The sequence below is a fragment of the Burkholderia sp. Leaf177 genome, assembly GCF_001424345.1.
In the GTDB taxonomy this organism is placed as follows: Bacteria; Pseudomonadota; Gammaproteobacteria; order Burkholderiales; family Burkholderiaceae; genus Caballeronia.
Map to the genome: position 1 here is coordinate 669,037 of NZ_LMPF01000021.1, position 18,909 is coordinate 687,945.

The following is an 18,909-nucleotide window of genomic DNA, read 5'->3' on the forward strand; positions in this document are numbered from 1 at the left end:
TCTCCTTAGTTGCGCTGAAACATCTTCAACATGCGATGAGTTACAAGGAACCCGCCCGCAATGTTGATCGTGGCAACCAGCAACGCGATGCCGCCGAGTACCGTCACGAGCGTGTCGGACGTGCCGAGTTGCAGCAGCGCGCCGATCACGATAATTCCGCTGATTGCATTGGTCACGCTCATCAGCGGCGTGTGCAACGCCGGCGTCACGTTCCAGACCACCTGATAACCCACGAACACCGCCAGCACGAACACAGTCAGATGCGCGACGAATGCAGGCGGCGCGACCGCGCCGAGTGCGAGCAGCGCCAAGGCGGCAACGATCAGGATAGCTACGGATATAAGAGGATTGCGCGGTTCTTGCTTGATTTCCGTCGCGGCAGGCGTCGCAGCCGCCGGTTTGTGCGGCGCGATGGCAGCCGTTTTCGGTGGCGGCGGCGGCCAGCTCACGACGCCTTCATGCACGACCGTGGCGCCGCGCATCACGTCGTCGTCCATATTGATCTTCGCAATGCCATCCTTCTGCGGCGTCAGGTCCGTCAGCAAATGGCGGATGTTGGTGCCGTACAGCTGGCTCGATTGCGTTGCCATGCGGCTTGCGAGATCGGTGTAACCGACTATCGATACACCGTGAACCCGCGCCACTTCACCCGGCTGCGTGAGTTCGCAATTGCCGCCCTGCTCGGCCGCCATATCCACGATCACGCTACCCGCGCGCATCATCCCGACCATCTCGGCCGTGATCAGCTTCGGTGCGGGTTTGCCAGGGATCAGCGCGGTCGTGATGATGATGTCGACTTCCTTTGCCTGCGCCGCGAACAGCGCCATCTCCGCCGCGATGAACTCCGCACTCATCTGTTTCGCGTAACCACCGCCGCCGCTACCTTCCTCTTCAATATCGACGGTTAGGAACACGGCGCCCATGCTTTCGACTTGCTGCTCGACTTCGGCGCGGGTGTCGAAGGCTCGCACGATCGCGCCCAGACCACGCGCCGCGCCGATCGCCGCAAGACCCGCAACGCCCGCGCCGATCACCAGGACTTTCGCGGGCGGCATCTTGCCGGCGGCGGTGATCTGTCCGGTAAACACGCGCCCGAAATGCTGCGCCGCCTCGATGACCGCGCGATAACCCGCCATGTTCGCCATCGAGCTCAACGCGTCGAGCTTCTGCGCGCGCGAGATGCGCGGCACAGAATCCATCGCCATGACGTTAGCGCCAGCCGCTGCAAGCTGCGCGAGCAGCGCCGCGTTTTGCGCAGGCCAGATGAAGCTGATCAGCGTCGCGCCTTTCCTGAGCAACGCGGCTTCATCCGGCTCGGGCGCACGGACCTTGATCACGATGTCGGCGCTGGACCACAACGCGTAGGTATCACTTACGATCTGAGCGCCCGCCGCGCGATACGAATCGTCATCGAACGATGCCGCGAGGCCCGCTTGTGTTTCCACATTCACCGAGAAACCGAGCTTCAGCAACTGGCCAACGGTTTCAGGTGTCGCCGCAACACGGCGCTCGCCCGAGCGGATTTCGCGCGGTACTGCAATGGTCATCGGCATGTCAGACTCCGCCCGATAAAACGTTCGACAACACGCCAATTCCGCCGATGGACACTTCCACCGTCGCGCCGTCCTTGATCGATCCCACGCCAATGGACGTGCCGCACGCGATCACGTCGCCGGGTTCGAGCGTCATGTCCTGCGAGATCAGGCTGACCTGCTGCGCGGGCGAATAGATCATGTCCGAGAGCGGGTAGTTCTGACGCTCGACGCCGTCCAGACGCGTCACGACATGCGCGTTGCGCCAGTCAAAGTCGCGCTGGATCGCGGGGCCGATGCAGCTGAACGTATCGAACCCTTTCGACCTGCACCATTGCGCGAAGTTGGGATCTTCATTGAGGAGTTCGGCGGCGGTGACGTCGTTGATACAGCTGTAGCCGAAGATGTAGTCGTCGGCTTCTTCCGCCGATACATTGCTGCAGCGCTTGCCGATCACGATTGCAAGCTCGCCTTCGTACGCAATCTTGCCGCTGTACGCTTTCGGACGCCGGATGGGTTCGCCGTGTCCGATCACGGATGTCGGCGGCTTGATAAGAAATAGCGGATGGGAAGGCGCGGCCTTTCCCAGCTTCTCCGACAACGCGTGAAAGTTGTTCCAGAGCGCGACGACTTTTGTCGGCACGCACGGGCTCAGCAGCGTGACGTCTTCCAGGCTCAGGAGCTTCGCGCCAGGCGTCGGTGTCCCGAACATTTCGCCGTCGTATTGCGTGATGCGATGGTTCTCCAGAACGCCGAAACCCGTCTGGCCATGCGCGTTCCGAAACCGTATCCACGTTTTCATCGTTTGTCTCCTGCAAGTTTTTATGGGGCGCGCTGACGCCGGCCGCATCCGGCCGCGTCGCGTCATCTTTTTGCGCGAGCCGGCTTCTCAAATAGCGCCGACGGCTCGCAAATGTGCAATCTGTTCAGGCTGATAGCCGAGTTCGGCCATCACTTCGTCGGTGTGTTCACCGAGCAGCGGGGAACGCGTGACCTCGGTCGGGCTATCGGACAACTTGATAGGATTGCCAACGGTCAGATATTTGCCGCGCACCGGATGATCGACTTCCACGATGGTCCCGGTTTCGCGCAACGACGGTTCATCGGCGATTTCTTTCATCGATAAAATCGGGCCGCACGGAATGTCGTATTTGTTCAGGATGTCCATGGCCTGGAACTTGGTCTTGGTCATGGTCCAGCGCTCGATCTCGGCGAAGATGTCCTTCAAATGAGGAAGGCGCGCGGCGGCGGTCGCGTAGTTCGGATCGGTCGCCCATTCTTCCTTGCCGATCACGTTGCAGATCTTTGTCCACACGGGCGCTTGCGTAATGAAATAGATGTACGCATTCGGGTCGGTTTCCCAGCCCTTGCATTTGAGGATCCAGCCCGGCTGACCGCCGCCCGACGCATTCCCCGCGCGCGGCACGGCCTCGCCGAATTCGCCATTGGGATATTGCGGATATTCTTTCATCACGCCCGTGCGCTCGAGCCGCTGCTGATCGCGCAGCTTCACGCGGCACAGGTTGAGCACGCTGTCCTGCATGGCGGAGAGAACGTACTGGCCGCGACCAGTCGTGTGACGCTGGAAAAGCGCCGTGACAATGCCGAGCGCGAGATGCAAGCCCGTGCCCGAATCGCCAATCTGCGCGCCGGTGACAACGGGCGGACCGTCATCGAAACCTGTAGTCGATGCCGCGCCGCCCACGCATTGCGCAACGTTCTCGTAGACCTTGCAATCCTCGTACGGACCGGGGCCGAAGCCTTTCACCGACGCCACGATCATCCGCGGATTCAGTTCCTGCACGCGTTCCCACGTGAATCCCATCCGGTCGAGCGCGCCCGGCGCGAAGTTCTCGACCATCACGTCGCAGACCTGGATCAGTTCTTCGAGAACCTGCTTGCCTTCGGGATTTTTTGTATCGATGGTGACCGAACGCTTGTTGTGGTTCAGCATCGTGAAATACAGGCTGTCCGCCTCGGGGATGTCGCGAAGCTGGTCCCGCGTCACATCGCCAACGCCTGCCCGCTCCACCTTGATCACGTCCGCGCCGAACCACGCCAGCAACTGCGTGCAGGTCGGCCCCGACTGCACGTGCGTGAAGTCGAGGATCTTCACACCCTCCAATGCCTTGCCCATTGTGCGTCTCCCTAAATTGATCTTTGTCTGCGTGGCGTGGCGCTATTCGGGCTGCCGGGCTTATGCCGGCTTGTACCGTCGATCGCTCATGGGTCAGCGAGGATTTGCGCCGAACGAACTACTTTGGTTCGCTCCTTCTGATATATCGTATTTTGAACATAGTATTTCTGCAACCGCTTTTGCTACTAATTTCGTCTGGCTCCGCGCATTTGTTTTATGCAAACGCTGAGTCGGCGAATTATTGGATTCATTCAGGATCACCAATCATTAAAGGCAAGGGTTTACCTGCTGGCCGTCGAGCTCAGCATGGCCATCGCCGCGCGGCGGGCGCCCGCGATTGCTGCGGCTTCGCTTTCGAACACGGCTTCATCGACCACGTGCTGGTATGGCAGCAAGCCCGTTTGCGACTGCTGGCTTTCATCGACGGTGCGAATGGCGAGATAGGCCGCCCAGCCGCCGTTGTGGATCAGCTGCATGGCGGACAGTTCGAGCCGGTATTGCCCAAGGACTTCGACGTGCATTTGGAACCTCCTGAAAGAGCTTCACGATAAAAAGACGAACGGGCGCCGCTGACGCAAGGGCGCGTAATACTTCCGTAAGGGTGTCGACGGCTGTGGCGTTGACCGACTTGTAATCAGTCAAGATTCGCCAAATCTGGAAGGGCGGTGATTCAATGCAACGCGGCGCCCGCTTTGTGACGCCGCATTGCGCGGGGTCTCGAAGAAAGAGACCCCGGTGCTTCAACTACAGTGATAAACGATCAGACTGCTTGAATCTCTTTCAGGTTGAAGATTTCCTGCTGACTGTAACCAAGGCTCGCCAAAACCTCTTCCGTATGCTCGCCCAACAGCGGCGACGCCGTCACTTCCGGCTTCAAGTCCGAGAACTTGATCGGGCTGCCAACCGTCAGGTACGAGCCGCGAACGCTGTGCGGCACTTCCACGATCGTACCGCTTGCGCGCAACGACGGATCGTTCGCAAGTTCCTTCATGGTCAGGACCGGCGCGCAAGGAATATCGAACTTGCGCAGGATATCCACGGCTTCGAACTTGGTTTTATCGGCGAGCCATTCTTCGATGGTCGCGAAGATATCGAAGATATGCGGTTGACGTGCTTCAGCCGTCTTGTACGCCGGGTCGTCGATCCATTCCGGCTTGCCGAGCGCCTTGCAAATCGGCGCCCATGCGTGACCCTGGATCGTGAAGTAGATGTACGCGTTCGGATCGGTTTCCCAGCCCTTGCACTTCAGGATCCAGCCCGGCTGACCGCCACCGCCTGCATTGCCTCCACGCGGAACTACGTCGCTGAATTCGCCATGCGGATATTGCGGATACTCTTCCAGATACCCGACGCGATCCAGGCGCTGCTGGTCGCGCAGTTTCACGCGGCACAAGTTCAGCACGCTGTCCTGCATCGATACCGCGACCTTCTGGCCTTTGCCGGTTTTATCGCGGCCGATCAGCGCCGTCAAAATGCCGATGGCCAGATGCATACCCGTGTTGCTGTCGCCCAAAGCGGCCGCGCTGATGGTCGGAGGACCGTCCCAGAAGCCCGTGGTCGACGCCGCGCCGCCCGCGCATTGCGCGACGTTTTCGTAGACCTTCAGGTCGTCGTAATGGTGACCATCGCTGAAGCCTTTCACCGATGCCACGATCATCTCCGGATTCAGTTCATTCAGCCGTTCCCACGAAAAACCCATCCGGTCCAGCGCGCCCGGACCGAAGTTCTCGACCAGAACATCGGATTCGCGAATCAGCTTCTCCAGCACTTCCTTGCCTTCCGGCTTTTTCGTGTCGAGCGTCAGCGACTTCTTGTTGCTGTTCAACATGGTGAAGTACAGCGCATCGGCATCGGGAATATCGCGCAACTGATTACGCGTCACGTCGCCCGAACCCGGGCGTTCGACCTTGATCACGTCCGCGCCGAACCACGCCAGCAATTGCGTGCACGCCGGGCCCGCCTGAACGTGCGTGAAGTCGATGATCTTGATGCCGTCGAGTGGTTTGCTCATGTCATGTCTCCTTTAGCTTCGCTTTACTTTTTCATCGCCGCGCTTTGCGGGTTGAGGTTCGTCAGACGGCCGCTTTCCGTGCCCGCGGCTTCATCGATCACGGCGTTGATCAGCGTCGGCTTGCCTGACGCAATGCCTTCCAGCAGCGCTTTCGTCAGTTCTTCCGGCGTCTCGGCGTTGAAGCCCACGCCGCCGAATGCCTCGATCATCTTGTCGTAGCGCGCGCCCTTCACGAACACGGTCGGCGCAACGTCCTTGCCGCCAGTCGGGTTCACGTCCGTGCCGCGATACACGCCGTTGTTGTTGAACACGATGGTGACAACGGGCAGGTCGTATCGGCAAATGGTTTCGAGTTCCATGCCGCTGAAGCCGAACGCGCTGTCGCCTTCGATTGCGACCACCGGCTTGCCGCTGGTCACGGCCGCGCCGATCGCGAAGCCCATGCCGATGCCCATGATTCCCCACGTGCCGGAATCGAAACGCTTGCGCGGCTCGTACATGTCGATGATGCTGCGCGCGTAGTCCAGCGTGTTCGCGCCTTCGTTGACCACGTTGATGTCCGGCCGCGTCTTCAGGACGTCGCGAATTGCGCGCAGGGCGCTGTGGAAGTTCATCGGCGACGGATTCTGTTCGAGCGTCGCGGCCATCTTCGCGAGGTTCTTGCTCTTGCGTTCCGTGATCGCGCCCGTCCATTCAACGCTCGGCTTCGTGAAACCGCCCGACTGGATTTCGTTCAGCAAGGCCGACACGCACGAACCGATATCGCCGATCACCGGCGCGGCGATCGCCACGTTGCTGTCGATTTCCGTCGGCGAAATGTCGATCTGGATGAACTTCTTCGGTACCGCGCCCCACGTCTTGCCCTTGCCGTGCGACAACAGCCAGTTCAGCCGTGCGCCGATCAGCACCACGACGTCCGCTTCCTGCAGCACGAACGAGCGAGCCGCCGATGCCGATTGCTCATGTGTATCGGGCAGCAAGCCTTTCGCCATGGACATCGGCAGATACGGAATGCCGCTCTTTTCCACGAATGCGCGGATTTCCGCGTCGGCTTGCGCGTAGGCCGCGCCCTTGCCGAGCAGGATCAGCGGACGCTTCGCGCCCTTCAATACATCGATTGCACGCTTCACGGAATCCGGCGCGGGAATCTGGCTCGGAGCGGCATCGACAACCTTGATCAGCGATTGCTGCGCCTTCACGGCGTCGATGGTTTGCGCGAGCAGCTTGGCCGGCAAGTCCAGATAAACGCCGCCAGGACGACCGGACACGGCTGCGCGAATGGCCCGTGCAATGCCCACGCCGATATCCTCTGCATGCAGCACGCGATACGCGGCCTTCGCGTACGGCTTGGCCGCGTTCAACTGGTCCATTTCCTCATAGTCGCCCTGCTGCAAGTCGACTATCTCGCGTTCGCTCGAGCCGCTGATCAGGATCATCGGGAAGCAATTCGTGGTCGCGTTGGCGAGCGCGGTCAGGCCGTTCAGGAAACCCGGCGCCGAAACCGTGAGGCAGATGCCCGGTTTCTTCGTCATGTAACCGGCGATGGCGGCCGCGTTGCCCGCATGCTGCTCATGACGAAATCCGATGAAGCGCATGCCCTCGGCTTGCGCGAGGCGCGCGAGGTCGGTGATGGGAATGCCCACCAGACCGAAAATGGTGTGAATGTCGTTCAGCTTGAGTGCATCGATGACGAGATGGAAACCGTCCGTCGTTTCCGCCTTCTTTTCTACTTGCGTATCGCTTGCAGTGGCGCTCTGCGGGTTGCTTACTACTTCGGCCATGACGTCTCCTCCTTTGGCGGGGTGTTTGTGTAGTTCGTGATATACAATATTCCACACACAGTATTAGTCAAGCGTCTTTTTGTTTCGATACCTGGTTGCTGCGGTGCCGCAAATACTTCGAGGAATATCCAGCGCGGGTTCTCGCGGTTTTATGTTTGCGTCGCACCAAGTTGCCGGGACATTGCGATTTCGTAGCCGGTCGAACTTGATTGCTTCGATACGCGAAAAACCCGTTCGTTACGCGCCCGCCTAAAGCCACGAAAAAACCGGCGCAAACGGTTGCGCAGAAACTTACGGATTACTAATGAAAGGACGCGCTAACAGCCGACGGGCTTCTTTAACTTAACGTAGCGCGTGATTCTTCAGTCGAGGAAATCGCAATTCGTCTCCACGAACAATGCGAGTTCCACCGAGTGCTGCCGGACGAGCTGTTCAACACGCTCAGTGTCCCGCTGCTCGAGCGCTTCAATAATATGCATGTGGTCCACAATCGATCGTGACGCCCGGTCGCTCTGTGCAATCGTCATTCGCCGGATCGCGCGAACATGCACGAAGAGGTTTTTCATCGTGTCGAGAATCGCTTGCGATTGCGACAGATCCAGGATCGCCTGATGAAACGCAAGGTTCGCCTCGGAATACTCTTCTATATGGTCGGCCGGCGTGGCATCGCGAAAATCGTCGAACATGCGGCGCAATCCCGCAATATCTTCCTCCGATGCATGCAGCGTCGCCAATCGCGCAGCCATGCTTTCGAGCGCGGCCCACATATAGATCATGTCGACAATCTCGCGCTTGGTCTTGCGCTGTATATATATGCCGCGTCTTGGCACCGTGCGCAGAAAACCTTCCTGTTCGAGCAGCGTCATTGCTTCGCGCACCGGCGTGCGGCTCACGCCCAGCGCTTCGGTCAGCTCTTTTTCGTCGAGCCGGATTTCTTCGCGCGACCGGTAGATATCCGCATCGGCGATAGCCTGTTTCAGTCGCGCGTACGCCTGGTCGCGCAACGAGGCCGATGCGCTGATCGGCACGAGCGCGAGCGTCAGGGGCGTCGGGCGAAGTCCAACATACGTATCAGCCATTTAGGTGGGTGTCTCCCTGTTGGTATTCGGCGCAGCATCGTTATTTAAATATATTCAATATGGTATATCAAGAACAAACGCAGCATAAACCTGTTTGTGACCGTTTAGCATGTGAACGCGACATCGGGTTTTCCCTGTGCGGATGAAGCTGATCAGCCGCAGCCGTGTGCTGTTTCTGCGTGACCTTATAATCTCGCGCGGTATCCGGCGCTATAGCGGACCAACCTTCATCCACACAGAGTGAACATGACCATTTCCATCTACAACGCGTCCGTCCCGGTCTTCAAGCAAATGCTGACGGCTTTGTCCGAGGTGCTCCGTAAAGCCGAAATTCACGCAACTGAAAAGAACATCGAGCCGAATGCGCTGTTGCAGGCGCGTCTCTTCCCGGACATGTTCCCGCTTGTGCGTCAGGTGCAGATTGCGGTGGATTTTTCGAAGGGCGTGAGCTCGCGTCTCGCCGGTGCGGAAGTGCCGTCGTGGCCCGATACCGAAGTCACCTTCGCCGATTTGCAGGCGCTGATTGCGAAGGCGCTGGCTCACATTGCTTCCTTCGATGCCACGCAATTCGAAGGCAGCGAGAACAAGGAAATCGTGCTGCGTCCGGGCACGCCCAAAGAGAAAAAGCTGGCGGGCAGCGCGTATTTGCAGCATTACGGCTTGCCGCAATTCTTCTTCCACGTGACGACTGCTTACGCCATCCTGCGTCATAACGGCGTCGAGATCGGCAAGCGCGATTACATGGGTGCTTATTGATTGTTGGACTTCACGTATCGTCTTGTCATGAGGCGATACGTGACTAGGTGTTTAACCCGAGCAGCACGCGCCATCAGGGAAAACACATGGCTGTTCGAGCAGCGTAATAACCCGCTATTACCCGCTTTTGTGTCAACGTTGCATACTGAAGCGACGCTATGACACGAGGCGCGCATGACCAAATTCCTCCACTTGATGATCCGCGTTCAAGCGCTGGATCGTTCTATCGCGTTCTATCAAAACGCGTTCGGCATGCGCGAGTCGCATCGCCTTGATTTCGATACTTTCACGCTCGTCTATCTTCGCGATCCAGACAGCGGAGCCGAGATCGAACTCACATTGAACAAAGGAACGACAACGCCTTATACGCACGGCACGGGCTACGGTCACGTGGCGTTTGCCGTGGAAGATATCGAGGCGTTCCGCGATCGTTTGCTGAGCCAGGGCATGCAGCCGGGCGAACTCAAATCGCTCACGCACGATGGCACTGTCGCCGCGCGCTTTTTCTTCATTACCGATCCCGACGGCTACAAGATCGAAGTGCTATCCAGGGAGGGTCACTACGTATGAACTGAAGCATCTGTTGTTCAAACTATAAAAGGAGACAATCATGCCCAAGGCAATCCCCATTGCCGTCATCGCTGCAGAGAACCTTCATGGTTCCGCAGCCGTTGCATCGTCTGCGCGTGTAAGCCGCAGGCATTTCCTCAAAGGTTCGGTTGTGCTGTCCGGCGTACTGGTCGCCGGCACGCCCATCGCCATGCTTGCGCCGAGTCGCGCGTGGGCGGTGGAGTTGACGCATATCGATCAGGCTCAGGCCGACGCCATCATGACGCTTGCGCGCACGCTGTATCCGCACAAGACGCTGCCCGATGCCGTCTACGCGCTCGCTGCAAAAGATGTCGATGCGAAAGCCACTGATCAGAAAACGATGGACGTGATCAAGAACGGCGTGGCGAAACTGAACGACGCGGCGCAAGGAAAATGGGCCGGCAATACTTCGCTCTCCGATGCACAACGCACGGCTATTGTCGAAGCGAATCAGACCGATCCGTTCGTGCTCCTCGTACGCGCGCAATGCGTCACCTCGCTCTACAACAACGACATGTCGTTTGCGCACTTCGGCTATGAAGGGGAAGCGTTCAGCAAGGGCGGTTACGTCGGCCGCGGATTCAACGACCTGACATGGTTGCCGAACCCGCCCGCAAGCGCGAGTCCGCCGGTCGCCTGAATCCAACCTGAACGCGAAAAACTGCCGAGGAGGCAAGTATGGCTAAGTTCGACTACAACGACGACTCGGTTGTCGTGATCGTCGGTTCGGGCGCGGGCGGCGGGACGCTTGCGAACGAGCTGTGTCAGATGGGCGTGAAAGTCGTGGTGCTGGAAGCGGGCAAACGCCAGTCGTCGGCCACGTTCATCAACGACGAATGGAAGTCCTTCGGGCAACTCGCCTGGACGGACAGACGCACGACGTCCGGCAACTGGCGCGTCGCAAAAGATTTCCCTGAATTGCCGGCGTGGATCTGCAAGACGGTCGGCGGCACCACGACGCATTGGGCGGGTGCGTCGCTGCGTTTTCATGAACATGAGTTCAAGGCGCGCACGACGTATGGTTCCATCGATAAAGCAAATCTGCTCGACTGGCCGATCACGCTTTCAGATCTGCAACCGTACTACGCGCGCGCCGAGAACAAGATGGGCGTGACGCGGACGAACGGCATTCCGGGACTGCCGGGCAACAACAACTTCAAGATCCTGTACGACGGCGCGACCAAGGTCGGCTACAAGAACTGCAACACTGGACACATGGCGATCAACAGCCGCCCGCGTGCGGGACGCGGCCAGTGCATGCAGTTGGGCTTTTGTTTTCAAGGCTGCAAGTCGGGCGCGAAATGGTCCACGCTCTACACCGAGATTCCCGCCGGCGAAGCAACAGGCCGGCTGGAAGTGCGTCCCGAGTCGCATGTGATGCGGATTGAAACGAATGCGGCCGGCAAGGCGAGCAGCGTGATCTACATGGACGCCGATGGCAAACAGCAACGCCAGCGCGCTCGCGTGGTGTGCGTTGCGGGAAATTCGATAGAAACGCCGCGTCTCTTGCTGCTCTCGGAATCATCGAAGAATCCTGACGGGCTTGCGAACAGCTCGGGCCAGGTCGGGCGCAACTACATGCGCCATACCACCGGTTCCGTGTACGGCGTGTTCAAGGAACCGGTGCATTTCTATAGAGGCACGGTGATGGCCGGCATCATCACGGACGAAGCCGAGTTCAATCCGAAGCGCGGTTTTGCGGGCGGCTACGAGATGGAAACCATCTCGCTCGGGCTTCCTTTCGCGGCGGCATTTTTCGACCCGGGCGCGTGGGGATCGGACTTTACCTACTATATGGATAACTACGCAAATACGGCCGGGATGTGGATAGTCGGCGAGGATATGCCGCGCGAGACGAATCGCATCACGCTGAATCACGATGTGAAGGATCAGGTCGGCTTGCCGGTGGCGAACGTTCACTACGACGATCATCCGAACGATATCGCCATGCGCGATCACGCGTTCAAACAGGGTGAAGCCATCTACACGGCGGCGGGTGCCGTGAAAACCTTGCGTACGCCGCCCTACCCGTCCACGCACAATCTCGGCACGTGCCGGATGAGCGCAAAAGCAAGCGATGGTGTTTGCAACAAGCACGGCCAGACTTTCGATATCCCCAACCTCTTCATCTCGGATGGCAGCCAGTTCACGACCAGCGCCGCCGAGAATCCGACACTCACCATCGTGACGCTGGCGATCCGGCAATCGGATTACATCGCGGATCAGATGAAGCGCCGAAGCATCTAGATGCTGCAACGGAGCCGCTATCCGGCGGCTCCGCCATCGTTGCTTTTTGCAAGGAGCTTGTTCATGTGCAGGATCTACGCGCAAACCGACCCGATTCTTTATGAATGCCGCGCGCGCTCGGTGCGCATCAGCGGCGTGACGACGACCATCCGCCTCGAAAACCTGTTCTGGCAAACGCTGTCTGATCTCGCCGCCGACAACGACATGACGACCAATCAACTCATCGCGAAGTTGCATGAGGAAATTACCCAGCATCTCGGCGAGACGACGAATTTTGCATCATTCCTTCGCGTCACCTGTCTTCGATATCAAGGGCTAAGAGCAAATGCATCGATGGACTTTCGCAGCCACGTTTCGAACAGCGCGGCAGACAAGGTGGCGGGCTGACCGATGAAGAAAACGCTGAGCGGGATGATGTGCGCGGTGTTCGCATTGGCAACCTCATTGACAACTTCATTGACGTCCGTAGTGGCGCACGCGGCGCCGGACGGCGCGGCGGCTCTAGCTATAGTGCAGAAGAACAACTGCCTTGGATGTCACGCGGTGAAAACGCAAGTGGTCGGGCCGGCGTATCAGGCGGTGGCCAAGAAATACAAGAACGATCCTTCCGCGCTGGACAAGCTGTTCACCAAGGTTCGAAACGGCGGCGCTGGCGTCTGGGGCGAAATCCCGATGCCGCCGAACCCGAATATCAGCGATGCCGATCTGCATACAGTCATCGAATGGATCCTCGCTGGTGCAAAGTCGTAAAAAGCACCGCGTTTCCGGCGTCTAGGTAAAACCCCTATTTCGCGTGCCCTCCTCACGCTCTACTCTCGCATCACTCGTAAACAGAACGACGTTCTGTTGGATAGAACGATATAAGTGAGACGCCCGTAGGAGGGTTCAAATGGCAAGTCTGCCAATCGATGCGACCCGTGGATCGCGCAAACCAGACGTCAGCGGCAGCGAAACCGCGCCCGGGATCAACGCGCGTATCGACCGATTGCCGGCTACGCGTTCGGTGTGGACGCTTGTTTTTCTGCTGTCCATCGGCGGCTGGTTCGAATTCTACGACCTCTTTTTCACCGCCTACGTAGGCCCGGGCCTCGTCAAAAGCGGCCTGTATTCAACAACGACTGCATCGTTCTTCGGCGTCTCCGGGCTTGGCGCGTTCGTGGCGGCATCGTTCGCGGGGCTGTTCATCGGTACGTTCTTTCTTGCCGGAATGGCCGATAAATACGGCCGCAAGACCATCTTCACCGTCTCCCTGCTCTGGTATTCCATTGCCACGCTGGTCATGGCTTTTCAGACCACCGCGCCCGCCATCAACATGTGGCGGCTGATCGCGGGCATTGGCGTGGGCGTGGAACTCGTGACCATCGATACCTACGTCAGCGAACTCGTGCCGAAACATTTGAGGGGCCGCGCGTTCGCGTTCGTGCATCTGGTGCAGTACACGGCGGTGCCGTCGGTTGCGTTTTTCGCATGGTGGCTCGTGCCGCAAAAGCCGTTCGGTCTGGATGGCTGGCGCTGGGTCGTGATCATCGGGGCGCTGGGTGCGCTGGTCGTGTGGGCAATCCGCCAGCGCGTGCCGGAAAGTCCGCGCTGGCTCGCGCAGCAAGGCCGCGCTGCGGAAGCCGAGCAAGTGCTTCACGCGCTCGAGACGAAAGTCGCCGCGCAATACGGACGCCCGCTGCCCGAGCCCGTCGCGACGATCGAACCGGCGACAACCAAGGCCGCGTTCCGCGAGATCTGGCAACCGCCATATCGCAAACGCGCGATTACCATGCTCGTCTTCAATCTTTTTCAGGCGATCGGTTTTTATGGTTTTGCGTCTTGGGTACCGACCCTGCTCGTCTCCAAAGGCGTCACGATCACGCATAGCTTGCTGTACTCGTTTGTGATCGCGATCTCGAATCCGTTCGGACCGCTGATTGGTATGGCGATCGCGGATCGTATAGAACGCAAGACGTTGATTGTGTTGTCCGCGCTCGGCATTGCCGTGTTCGGCAGTTTGTTCGCGACGCAAACATCGCCCGTCATGCTGATGATTCTCGGCGTATTGATCACGTTGTGCGGCACGCTGCTTTCGGTCGGTTATCACGCGTATCAGACCGAGCTTTTCCCGACCCGGTTGCGGGCGCGCGCCGTCGGTCTTGTCTATTCCATCTCGCGTCTTTCCGCGATGTTTTCCGGCTTCATGATTGCGTTCGCGTTGCGTCACTTCGACGTGACCGGCGTGTTCGCACTGATCAGCGCGTCGATGGTCATGGTGATGGGCGCCATCGGCATCTTCGGACCGCGTACCAACAATCGCAATCTGGACGAGATCTCGCATTGATGTGCGGCGTTGTGTGTTTCGATTTTGGCAGCTTTAAACAAGAGGGTTTGACATGACGCTTCCGTTAGCTGGCGTACGGGTCCTGGATTTATCGAATGTGCTGGCCGGACCGTTTTGCGCGTATCAACTCGCGTTGCTCGGCGCCGAGGTCATCAAGGTCGAACATCCCGAGGGCGGCGATCTTGCGCGAAGACTCGGCGCCGATAAGGAAGCCTCGGCGCGTGACATGGGCGCTTCGTTCGTTGCCGTGAACGCAGGCAAACAATCGATCACGCTGAATCTCAAGGACGCGCGCGGCAAGGAAATCCTGCGCTCGCTCGTGAAGACCGCTGACGTTCTGGTCGAAAATTTCCGGCCCGGCGTCATGACGCGGCTCGAATTGGGTTACGAAGCGCTCAGTGAAATCAATCCGAAGCTCGTCTATTGCGCTATCTCCGGATTTGGTAAGGATGGCGAATTATCGAAACGTCCCGCTTACGATCAGATCATCCAGGGCATTTCGGGCGTGATGAGCGTCACCGGCGATTCCGAAAGCGCGCCGTTGCGCGTCGGTTATCCCGTGTCCGATACAGTCGGCGGACTGACGGCGGCATTCGGAATTTGCGCCGCGCTGGTCGATGCGCGTGCGAACGGCCGCGGCCGGATGCTCGATGTATCCATGCTCGAAGCCACGCTTTCAACCATGGGCTGGGTCGTATCGAACTATTTGAACGCGGGCGTGACACCCTCGCCCATGGGCAACGAAAACTTCACAGCCGCGCCTTCCGGCACGTTCAAGACCGGCGATGGCTTGCTCAATATCGCCGCGAACGAAACCAAGCAATTCTTAAGTCTGTGCCGTTCGATCGGTCGCCCGGATCTCGCCGATGACCCGCGTTTTTCCGAGCGCAACGCGCGCAAGGTGAATCGCGCGGCGTTGAAGGCGGAGATCGAAGCTGCGTTGGCATCGGACAGCGCGATCAACTGGGACGCGAAATTTATCGATGCCGGCGTGCCGGCCGGACGCGTAATGTCGGTGCCGGAAATCCTCGCGCATCCGCATATGGTTTCGCGCGAATTTGTGCACGAATTCAACGGCGATGACGCCGCGACCCGGCAACGCGTCACGCGCGCGGGTTTTCGTTTCGCCGACGCCGACACCGCGCCCACATCGCCCGCACCGGTTTTATCGGCGGACACGCGCGAGCATCTTTCCGTACTCGGTTTCGACGCCGCGGAAATCGACCAATTACGCGCAGAAGGAGTGATCTGACATGACGCAGGATTTTGATGCCGGCACGCTTGCCGCGGATTACTGGAGCACATCGATCATCGATATCCATCCAGGTTCGATCAACGTGCGTGGTTTTCCGATTCAGGAACTGATCGGTTCGATCAGTTTTCCACAAATGATCTGGCTGATGTTGCGCGGCGAATTGCCCGATAAAAATCAGGCGAGCCTGTTCGAAGCAGCATTGGTAGCGTCGGTCGATCACGGACCGCACGCGCCGTCCATCGCCATTTCGCGCATGGCCACAAGCTGCGGTTTGCCGCTGAACGGCGCAATGGCATCGGCAATCAATGCACTCGACGACGTGCACGGCGGCGCGGGTCAGCAAGCGGTTGAACTTTATGATTCGATCGTCGCGCTCGAAACTTCGAGCGTTTCGCTGACCGATGCCGTCGCGCAAGGCGTCGATGAATTTATCAGCGAACGCGGAAAATATCTGCCGGGTTTCGGCCATCGGTTTCATCCCGTCGATCCGCGCGCCACGAAGCTGCTCGCGTTGGTCGATGCCAGTGTCGAGCAAGGCGTGATCGGCGGAAAATATGCGGCGGTTGCGCGGGGTATCGAAGCGTTGTTGAAGGCGCGCAAGAACAAGCCGGTGCCGATGAACATCGACGGCGCGACCGCGGTCATTTATGCGGAGCTGGGATTCGCGCCCGAGCTTGCTCGCGGAGTGTTTTGTTTATCGCGGGCGGTCGGGATTTTGTCGCACGCCTGGGAGCAGCGCGGCCGGAATGAACGCAACAAAGGTCCGATGCCGCGGCAAATGGCTTACAAGTACACGGGCAAATCCGAGCGTCATTTGACGTGAGCTTCTGCCGCGCGCCGTTGCGCCTGACGCAGCGCGCGCGCGTCGCCGCCGAGCGCATCGGTTGCTCGCGCCGCGCAATCGAACAACGCGCCGAGATTCGTGTCCACGAACGCCTGGTCGATACGCGAGCTCGGTCCCGCTAGCGTGATCACGCCGCGTAAGCTTTGGCGCACACCGAAGACGGGCATCGATACACCCGCGGTTTCGCGGTCGCGTTCGCCCATCGATACGTAATAGAAGTCCTCGCGGATCTGCTCGAATACTTCGCCCTCTTTTCCGCCAAACGCCAGCAACGCCATGCCGCCGGAACCGCTTTCCAGCGGCAGCACATCGCCTTCGCGCACGTGATAACGCACGGCGTGCGTCGAATCCACGCGATGCAGGCAGACGCGCACCGCGTCATCGCGAACGTAAAACGACACGCTTTCGCCGCTGATCTCGGCGAGTTCGCGCATGAGCGGCACGACGATGTCGCCGAGATTCAGGCTTCGTTGATAAACGGCGCCAAGCATGAAAGTGGATGGACCGAGTTGATAGCGGCCATCGTCGAGACGCAACAGCAAGCGGTGCTGGATCAACGCGCCGGCAAGCCGCAACAAGGTGCTTTTGTATAGACCTGTGCGGGACGCGAGTTCGGCGAGCGTGAGGGCGTCGTCGTCGGGACGGAAAGCGAAAAGAATCGCGCACGCACGGTCGATGACAGCAACGCCTTCACTTTCTTTCGGGCGTGGGTTATCGGCGGGCGTAGGCATGGTGACGTGTCGTGGTTGGATCGAAGAGGAAATTTTACGCGATGCCAGTCGGGCTAATTGGGTTTGTAGCAGTCTTGCCAGGCGTTAAACAGGCAGACAGTTAGTTGCTTTTCAGAATGGCCGATTTATCAGCCGCAAAATCCGCTGGTCGTGACTCACTTGCATGGTTTCAGCAATCTCAAGACGAGCCGCATCCGGATGCGCCGGGTTCAGCAAGAAGTTCGTCGCGGGCAAGATGGCGCTGGGCACTTTCAATAACGCAGTCGCGCCGCTGGCAAGCCATTCCGTTCCTGCCGACTGCGTCCATTGCAGATCGGCACGCCAGTTTTCGAGGGTATCGGATTCAAGCAGTTCCGCAATCCCGATGTCCTCAGGAACTTCGATACGCAGCAACTGATAGGAGTCCGGGACTTGTTCCGAGTGCCCCAGCTCCTGATGAACGAGGATTTCGAGCAGCGCCGAAGCCGGATGTTCAGCGAGATATACGACAGGCTGCCCCGCGAAGTGCCAGCGCCCCGGCGCGCGCAGTCCGCCGATGCCTCGCAGATCGGCATAGTTGCTGATACGCCAAAGCTCCATCAGCCGAAATACCCTTCGTCGAGTTGCACCAGCGCTTCTTCAACGAGCCGCGCGCCGTGTTCCGTGGAAGCCATGTCGAGCGCCGTTTTTCCGCCAAAGCGATGTTGCCGGCTCCTGAGCCATTGCATCGACTTGTCCTGATTGTCAAAAGCCGTATCGGCCTGCGCAACGATCTTGGCGAGACGGATAGCTTTATCGGATTCATCGGTCGAGAGACGTTCCTGATTCTGCCTGCGATGCGTCAGCGTTCGCCGCGGAATGATGAAGTTCAGTTCGTCCGCCTTCAATCCGTGAGCCGACAACCGGTCGATGACATCGACCGCAACGCGCTCGGCCGCGAGTTCCGCCAGATCGAGTCCGGAGTGGATAGACGCATCGAGCAACTCGGTGAGCAACGCGAATTCGGCCCGCTTTGGATTGACGGACCCGGTGGGTTTGAAAACGACGGCGGTCATGGCGAATCCTGTTTGGCAATTTGCACGTTCATTATAGGCATTTTGCCGATACAACGCGAGAGGCGTCCGAATTGTCAAGCGGCGTGTTCCGGCGAGTTTCGCGCGCTCATGATCCGCGAAAGATTGATCTCGATCCAATCGGCCAGCGCACTCACCTGCTGCGCGACTTCCTTGCCCAACGTCGTCAGCCGATAGTCCACGTGCGGCGGCAATACGTCGTACGAAGTCCGCACCACAAAACCATCGGCGGCAAGCCATTGCAATGTCTGCGCGAGCATCTTTTCGCTCACGCCATCCACCTTCCGACGCAGATCGCTGAAACGGCAAGTTTTTTCGTCCATCAGCACCATGAGTACGAGCACGCCCCATCGGCTGGTCACGTGCTTGAGGACTTCGCGCGACGGACAATCCGCGGAGAGCAACTCGCCGCGCCGAACGAGTTCGGACAAAGGCATTGCGTCAGCGGTCATTTCAACATTCGAGTTCATGGATACTTACCTTCGCGTACGTACTTACGAAAAGTTAGTTTATCCGATACCTTGCGGATTCGGTTGTTTCCCACGCCGCTTTCCATCACTCAAGGAGGTC

At 59.0% G+C, this 18,909-nt stretch carries 20 protein-coding genes; 9 read left to right on the forward strand and 11 right to left on the reverse strand.

The annotated features are described in order from the left end of the window. Nucleotides 1–5: 5 nt before the first annotated feature. From ASG35_RS18415 to ASG35_RS18445, 7 genes are all read right to left on the reverse strand, one after another. Nucleotides 6–1,553: a Re/Si-specific NAD(P)(+) transhydrogenase subunit alpha gene (locus tag ASG35_RS18415; protein WP_056360420.1), complete on the reverse strand. Its 1,548-nt coding sequence runs from the start codon at nt 1,551–1,553 to the stop codon at nt 6–8. A gap of 1 nt (nt 1,554) precedes the next feature. After that, entirely contained in the window at nt 1,555–2,334 is a 780-nt protein-coding gene (locus ASG35_RS18420) for a fumarylacetoacetate hydrolase family protein (protein ID WP_056360424.1), read from the reverse strand. An 87-nt stretch (nt 2,335–2,421) separates the two neighbouring features. Further along, entirely contained in the window at nt 2,422–3,669 is a 1,248-nt protein-coding gene (gene frc / locus ASG35_RS18425) for a formyl-CoA transferase (RefSeq protein WP_056360427.1), read from the reverse strand. 281 nt (nt 3,670–3,950) lie between these two features. Then, nucleotides 3,951–4,190 carry a hypothetical protein gene (locus tag ASG35_RS18430; RefSeq protein ID WP_056360430.1) on the reverse strand — a complete coding sequence of 80 codons (240 nt, stop codon included), beginning with the start codon at nt 4,188–4,190 and terminating at the stop codon, nt 3,951–3,953. Nucleotides 4,191–4,429: 239 nt separating this feature from the next. Beyond that, on the reverse strand, nt 4,430–5,680 hold the full coding sequence (frc, locus tag ASG35_RS18435) for a formyl-CoA transferase (protein WP_056360433.1): 1,251 nt from the start codon (nt 5,678–5,680) through the stop codon (nt 4,430–4,432). 23 nt (nt 5,681–5,703) lie between these two features. Beyond that, a complete protein-coding gene (gene oxc, locus ASG35_RS18440) occupies nt 5,704–7,461 on the reverse strand; it encodes an oxalyl-CoA decarboxylase (RefSeq protein ID WP_056360436.1) in 1,758 nt (585 codons plus the stop codon). Nucleotides 7,462–7,823: 362 nt separating this feature from the next. Continuing rightward, nucleotides 7,824–8,540 carry a GntR family transcriptional regulator gene (locus ASG35_RS18445; RefSeq protein WP_056360439.1) on the reverse strand — a complete coding sequence of 239 codons (717 nt, stop codon included), beginning with the start codon at nt 8,538–8,540 and terminating at the stop codon, nt 7,824–7,826. A 246-nt stretch (nt 8,541–8,786) separates the two neighbouring features. On the opposite strand from ASG35_RS18445, the gene ASG35_RS18450 reads away from it, so the two are divergent. The 9 genes from ASG35_RS18450 (at nt 8,787) to ASG35_RS18490 (ending at nt 16,535) form a co-directional block, all read left to right on the forward strand. Beyond that, nucleotides 8,787–9,296 carry a DUF1993 domain-containing protein gene (locus ASG35_RS18450; protein WP_056360442.1) on the forward strand — a complete coding sequence of 170 codons (510 nt, stop codon included), beginning with the start codon at nt 8,787–8,789 and terminating at the stop codon, nt 9,294–9,296. A gap of 174 nt (nt 9,297–9,470) precedes the next feature. Beyond that, the gene (locus ASG35_RS18455) at nt 9,471–9,866 is read left to right on the forward strand and encodes a VOC family protein (protein ID WP_056360446.1); all 396 of its coding nucleotides are present in this window, start codon (nt 9,471–9,473) and stop codon (nt 9,864–9,866) included. 40 nt (nt 9,867–9,906) lie between these two features. Beyond that, nucleotides 9,907–10,527, forward strand: a complete 621-nt coding sequence (locus ASG35_RS18460) for a twin-arginine translocation signal domain-containing protein (protein ID WP_056360449.1) — start codon at nt 9,907–9,909, stop codon at nt 10,525–10,527. 38 nt (nt 10,528–10,565) lie between these two features. Beyond that, nucleotides 10,566–12,134: a GMC family oxidoreductase gene (locus ASG35_RS18465; protein WP_056360452.1), complete on the forward strand. Its 1,569-nt coding sequence runs from the start codon at nt 10,566–10,568 to the stop codon at nt 12,132–12,134. 63 nt (nt 12,135–12,197) lie between these two features. Continuing rightward, nucleotides 12,198–12,521, forward strand: coding sequence for a ribbon-helix-helix domain-containing protein (locus ASG35_RS18470; protein WP_056360950.1), 324 nt, complete (start codon nt 12,198–12,200; stop codon nt 12,519–12,521). 27 nt (nt 12,522–12,548) lie between these two features. Then, on the forward strand, nt 12,549–12,884 hold the full coding sequence (locus ASG35_RS18475; RefSeq protein WP_442854848.1) for a c-type cytochrome: 336 nt from the start codon (nt 12,549–12,551) through the stop codon (nt 12,882–12,884). Between the two features lie 139 nt (nt 12,885–13,023). Beyond that, a complete protein-coding gene (locus ASG35_RS18480; protein WP_056360455.1) occupies nt 13,024–14,457 on the forward strand; it encodes an MFS transporter in 1,434 nt (477 codons plus the stop codon). 52 nt (nt 14,458–14,509) lie between these two features. Beyond that, on the forward strand, nt 14,510–15,709 hold the full coding sequence (locus ASG35_RS18485; protein ID WP_056360458.1) for a CaiB/BaiF CoA transferase family protein: 1,200 nt from the start codon (nt 14,510–14,512) through the stop codon (nt 15,707–15,709). Nucleotide 15,710: 1 nt separating this feature from the next. Next, nucleotides 15,711–16,535 (forward strand): citryl-CoA lyase, encoded by an 825-nt coding sequence (locus tag ASG35_RS18490; RefSeq protein ID WP_056360461.1) that lies wholly within the window; start codon nt 15,711–15,713, stop codon nt 16,533–16,535. Here ASG35_RS18490 and ASG35_RS18495 read toward each other — a convergent pair. The 4 genes from ASG35_RS18495 to ASG35_RS18510 all read right to left on the reverse strand — a co-directional run bounded on the left by ASG35_RS18495 (nt 16,523) and on the right by ASG35_RS18510 (nt 18,809). Beyond that, nucleotides 16,523–17,287 carry an IclR family transcriptional regulator gene (locus ASG35_RS18495; RefSeq protein WP_056360464.1) on the reverse strand — a complete coding sequence of 255 codons (765 nt, stop codon included), beginning with the start codon at nt 17,285–17,287 and terminating at the stop codon, nt 16,523–16,525. The genes ASG35_RS18490 and ASG35_RS18495 overlap by 13 nt on opposite strands. Before the next feature lie 111 nt (nt 17,288–17,398). Beyond that, nucleotides 17,399–17,869 (reverse strand): RES family NAD+ phosphorylase, encoded by a 471-nt coding sequence (locus ASG35_RS18500; protein WP_156393233.1) that lies wholly within the window; start codon nt 17,867–17,869, stop codon nt 17,399–17,401. Then, a complete protein-coding gene (locus tag ASG35_RS18505) occupies nt 17,866–18,321 on the reverse strand; it encodes an antitoxin Xre/MbcA/ParS toxin-binding domain-containing protein (protein WP_056360471.1) in 456 nt (151 codons plus the stop codon). Before ASG35_RS18505 ends, ASG35_RS18500 begins: the two co-directional genes overlap by 4 nt. A 74-nt stretch (nt 18,322–18,395) precedes the next feature. Further along, nucleotides 18,396–18,809, reverse strand: coding sequence for a winged helix-turn-helix transcriptional regulator (locus ASG35_RS18510; RefSeq protein ID WP_082508441.1), 414 nt, complete (start codon nt 18,807–18,809; stop codon nt 18,396–18,398). Nucleotides 18,810–18,909 lie beyond the last annotated feature (100 nt).

Coding starts and splice junctions, on each gene's coding strand:
- ASG35_RS18470 (WP_056360950.1), top strand. CDS start 12,198: ATGTGCAGGATCTACGCGCAAACCGACCCGATTCTTTATGAATGCCGC.
- frc (WP_056360427.1), bottom strand. CDS start 3,669: ATGGGCAAGGCATTGGAGGGTGTGAAGATCCTCGACTTCACGCACGTG.
- ASG35_RS18460 (WP_056360449.1), top strand. CDS start 9,907: ATGCCCAAGGCAATCCCCATTGCCGTCATCGCTGCAGAGAACCTTCAT.
- ASG35_RS18445 (WP_056360439.1), bottom strand. CDS start 8,540: ATGGCTGATACGTATGTTGGACTTCGCCCGACGCCCCTGACGCTCGCG.
- ASG35_RS18480 (WP_056360455.1), top strand. CDS start 13,024: ATGGCAAGTCTGCCAATCGATGCGACCCGTGGATCGCGCAAACCAGAC.
- ASG35_RS18505 (WP_056360471.1), bottom strand. CDS start 18,321: ATGACCGCCGTCGTTTTCAAACCCACCGGGTCCGTCAATCCAAAGCGG.
- frc (WP_056360433.1), bottom strand. CDS start 5,680: ATGAGCAAACCACTCGACGGCATCAAGATCATCGACTTCACGCACGTT.
- ASG35_RS18415 (WP_056360420.1), bottom strand. CDS start 1,553: ATGCCGATGACCATTGCAGTACCGCGCGAAATCCGCTCGGGCGAGCGC.
- ASG35_RS18475 (WP_442854848.1), top strand. CDS start 12,549: ATGTGCGCGGTGTTCGCATTGGCAACCTCATTGACAACTTCATTGACG.
- ASG35_RS18430 (WP_056360430.1), bottom strand. CDS start 4,190: ATGCACGTCGAAGTCCTTGGGCAATACCGGCTCGAACTGTCCGCCATG.
- ASG35_RS18420 (WP_056360424.1), bottom strand. CDS start 2,334: ATGAAAACGTGGATACGGTTTCGGAACGCGCATGGCCAGACGGGTTTC.
- ASG35_RS18465 (WP_056360452.1), top strand. CDS start 10,566: ATGGCTAAGTTCGACTACAACGACGACTCGGTTGTCGTGATCGTCGGT.
- ASG35_RS18490 (WP_056360461.1), top strand. CDS start 15,711: ATGACGCAGGATTTTGATGCCGGCACGCTTGCCGCGGATTACTGGAGC.
- ASG35_RS18495 (WP_056360464.1), bottom strand. CDS start 17,287: ATGCCTACGCCCGCCGATAACCCACGCCCGAAAGAAAGTGAAGGCGTT.
- ASG35_RS18510 (WP_082508441.1), bottom strand. CDS start 18,809: ATGAACTCGAATGTTGAAATGACCGCTGACGCAATGCCTTTGTCCGAA.
- ASG35_RS18485 (WP_056360458.1), top strand. CDS start 14,510: ATGACGCTTCCGTTAGCTGGCGTACGGGTCCTGGATTTATCGAATGTG.
- oxc (WP_056360436.1), bottom strand. CDS start 7,461: ATGGCCGAAGTAGTAAGCAACCCGCAGAGCGCCACTGCAAGCGATACG.
- ASG35_RS18450 (WP_056360442.1), top strand. CDS start 8,787: ATGACCATTTCCATCTACAACGCGTCCGTCCCGGTCTTCAAGCAAATG.
- ASG35_RS18455 (WP_056360446.1), top strand. CDS start 9,471: ATGACCAAATTCCTCCACTTGATGATCCGCGTTCAAGCGCTGGATCGT.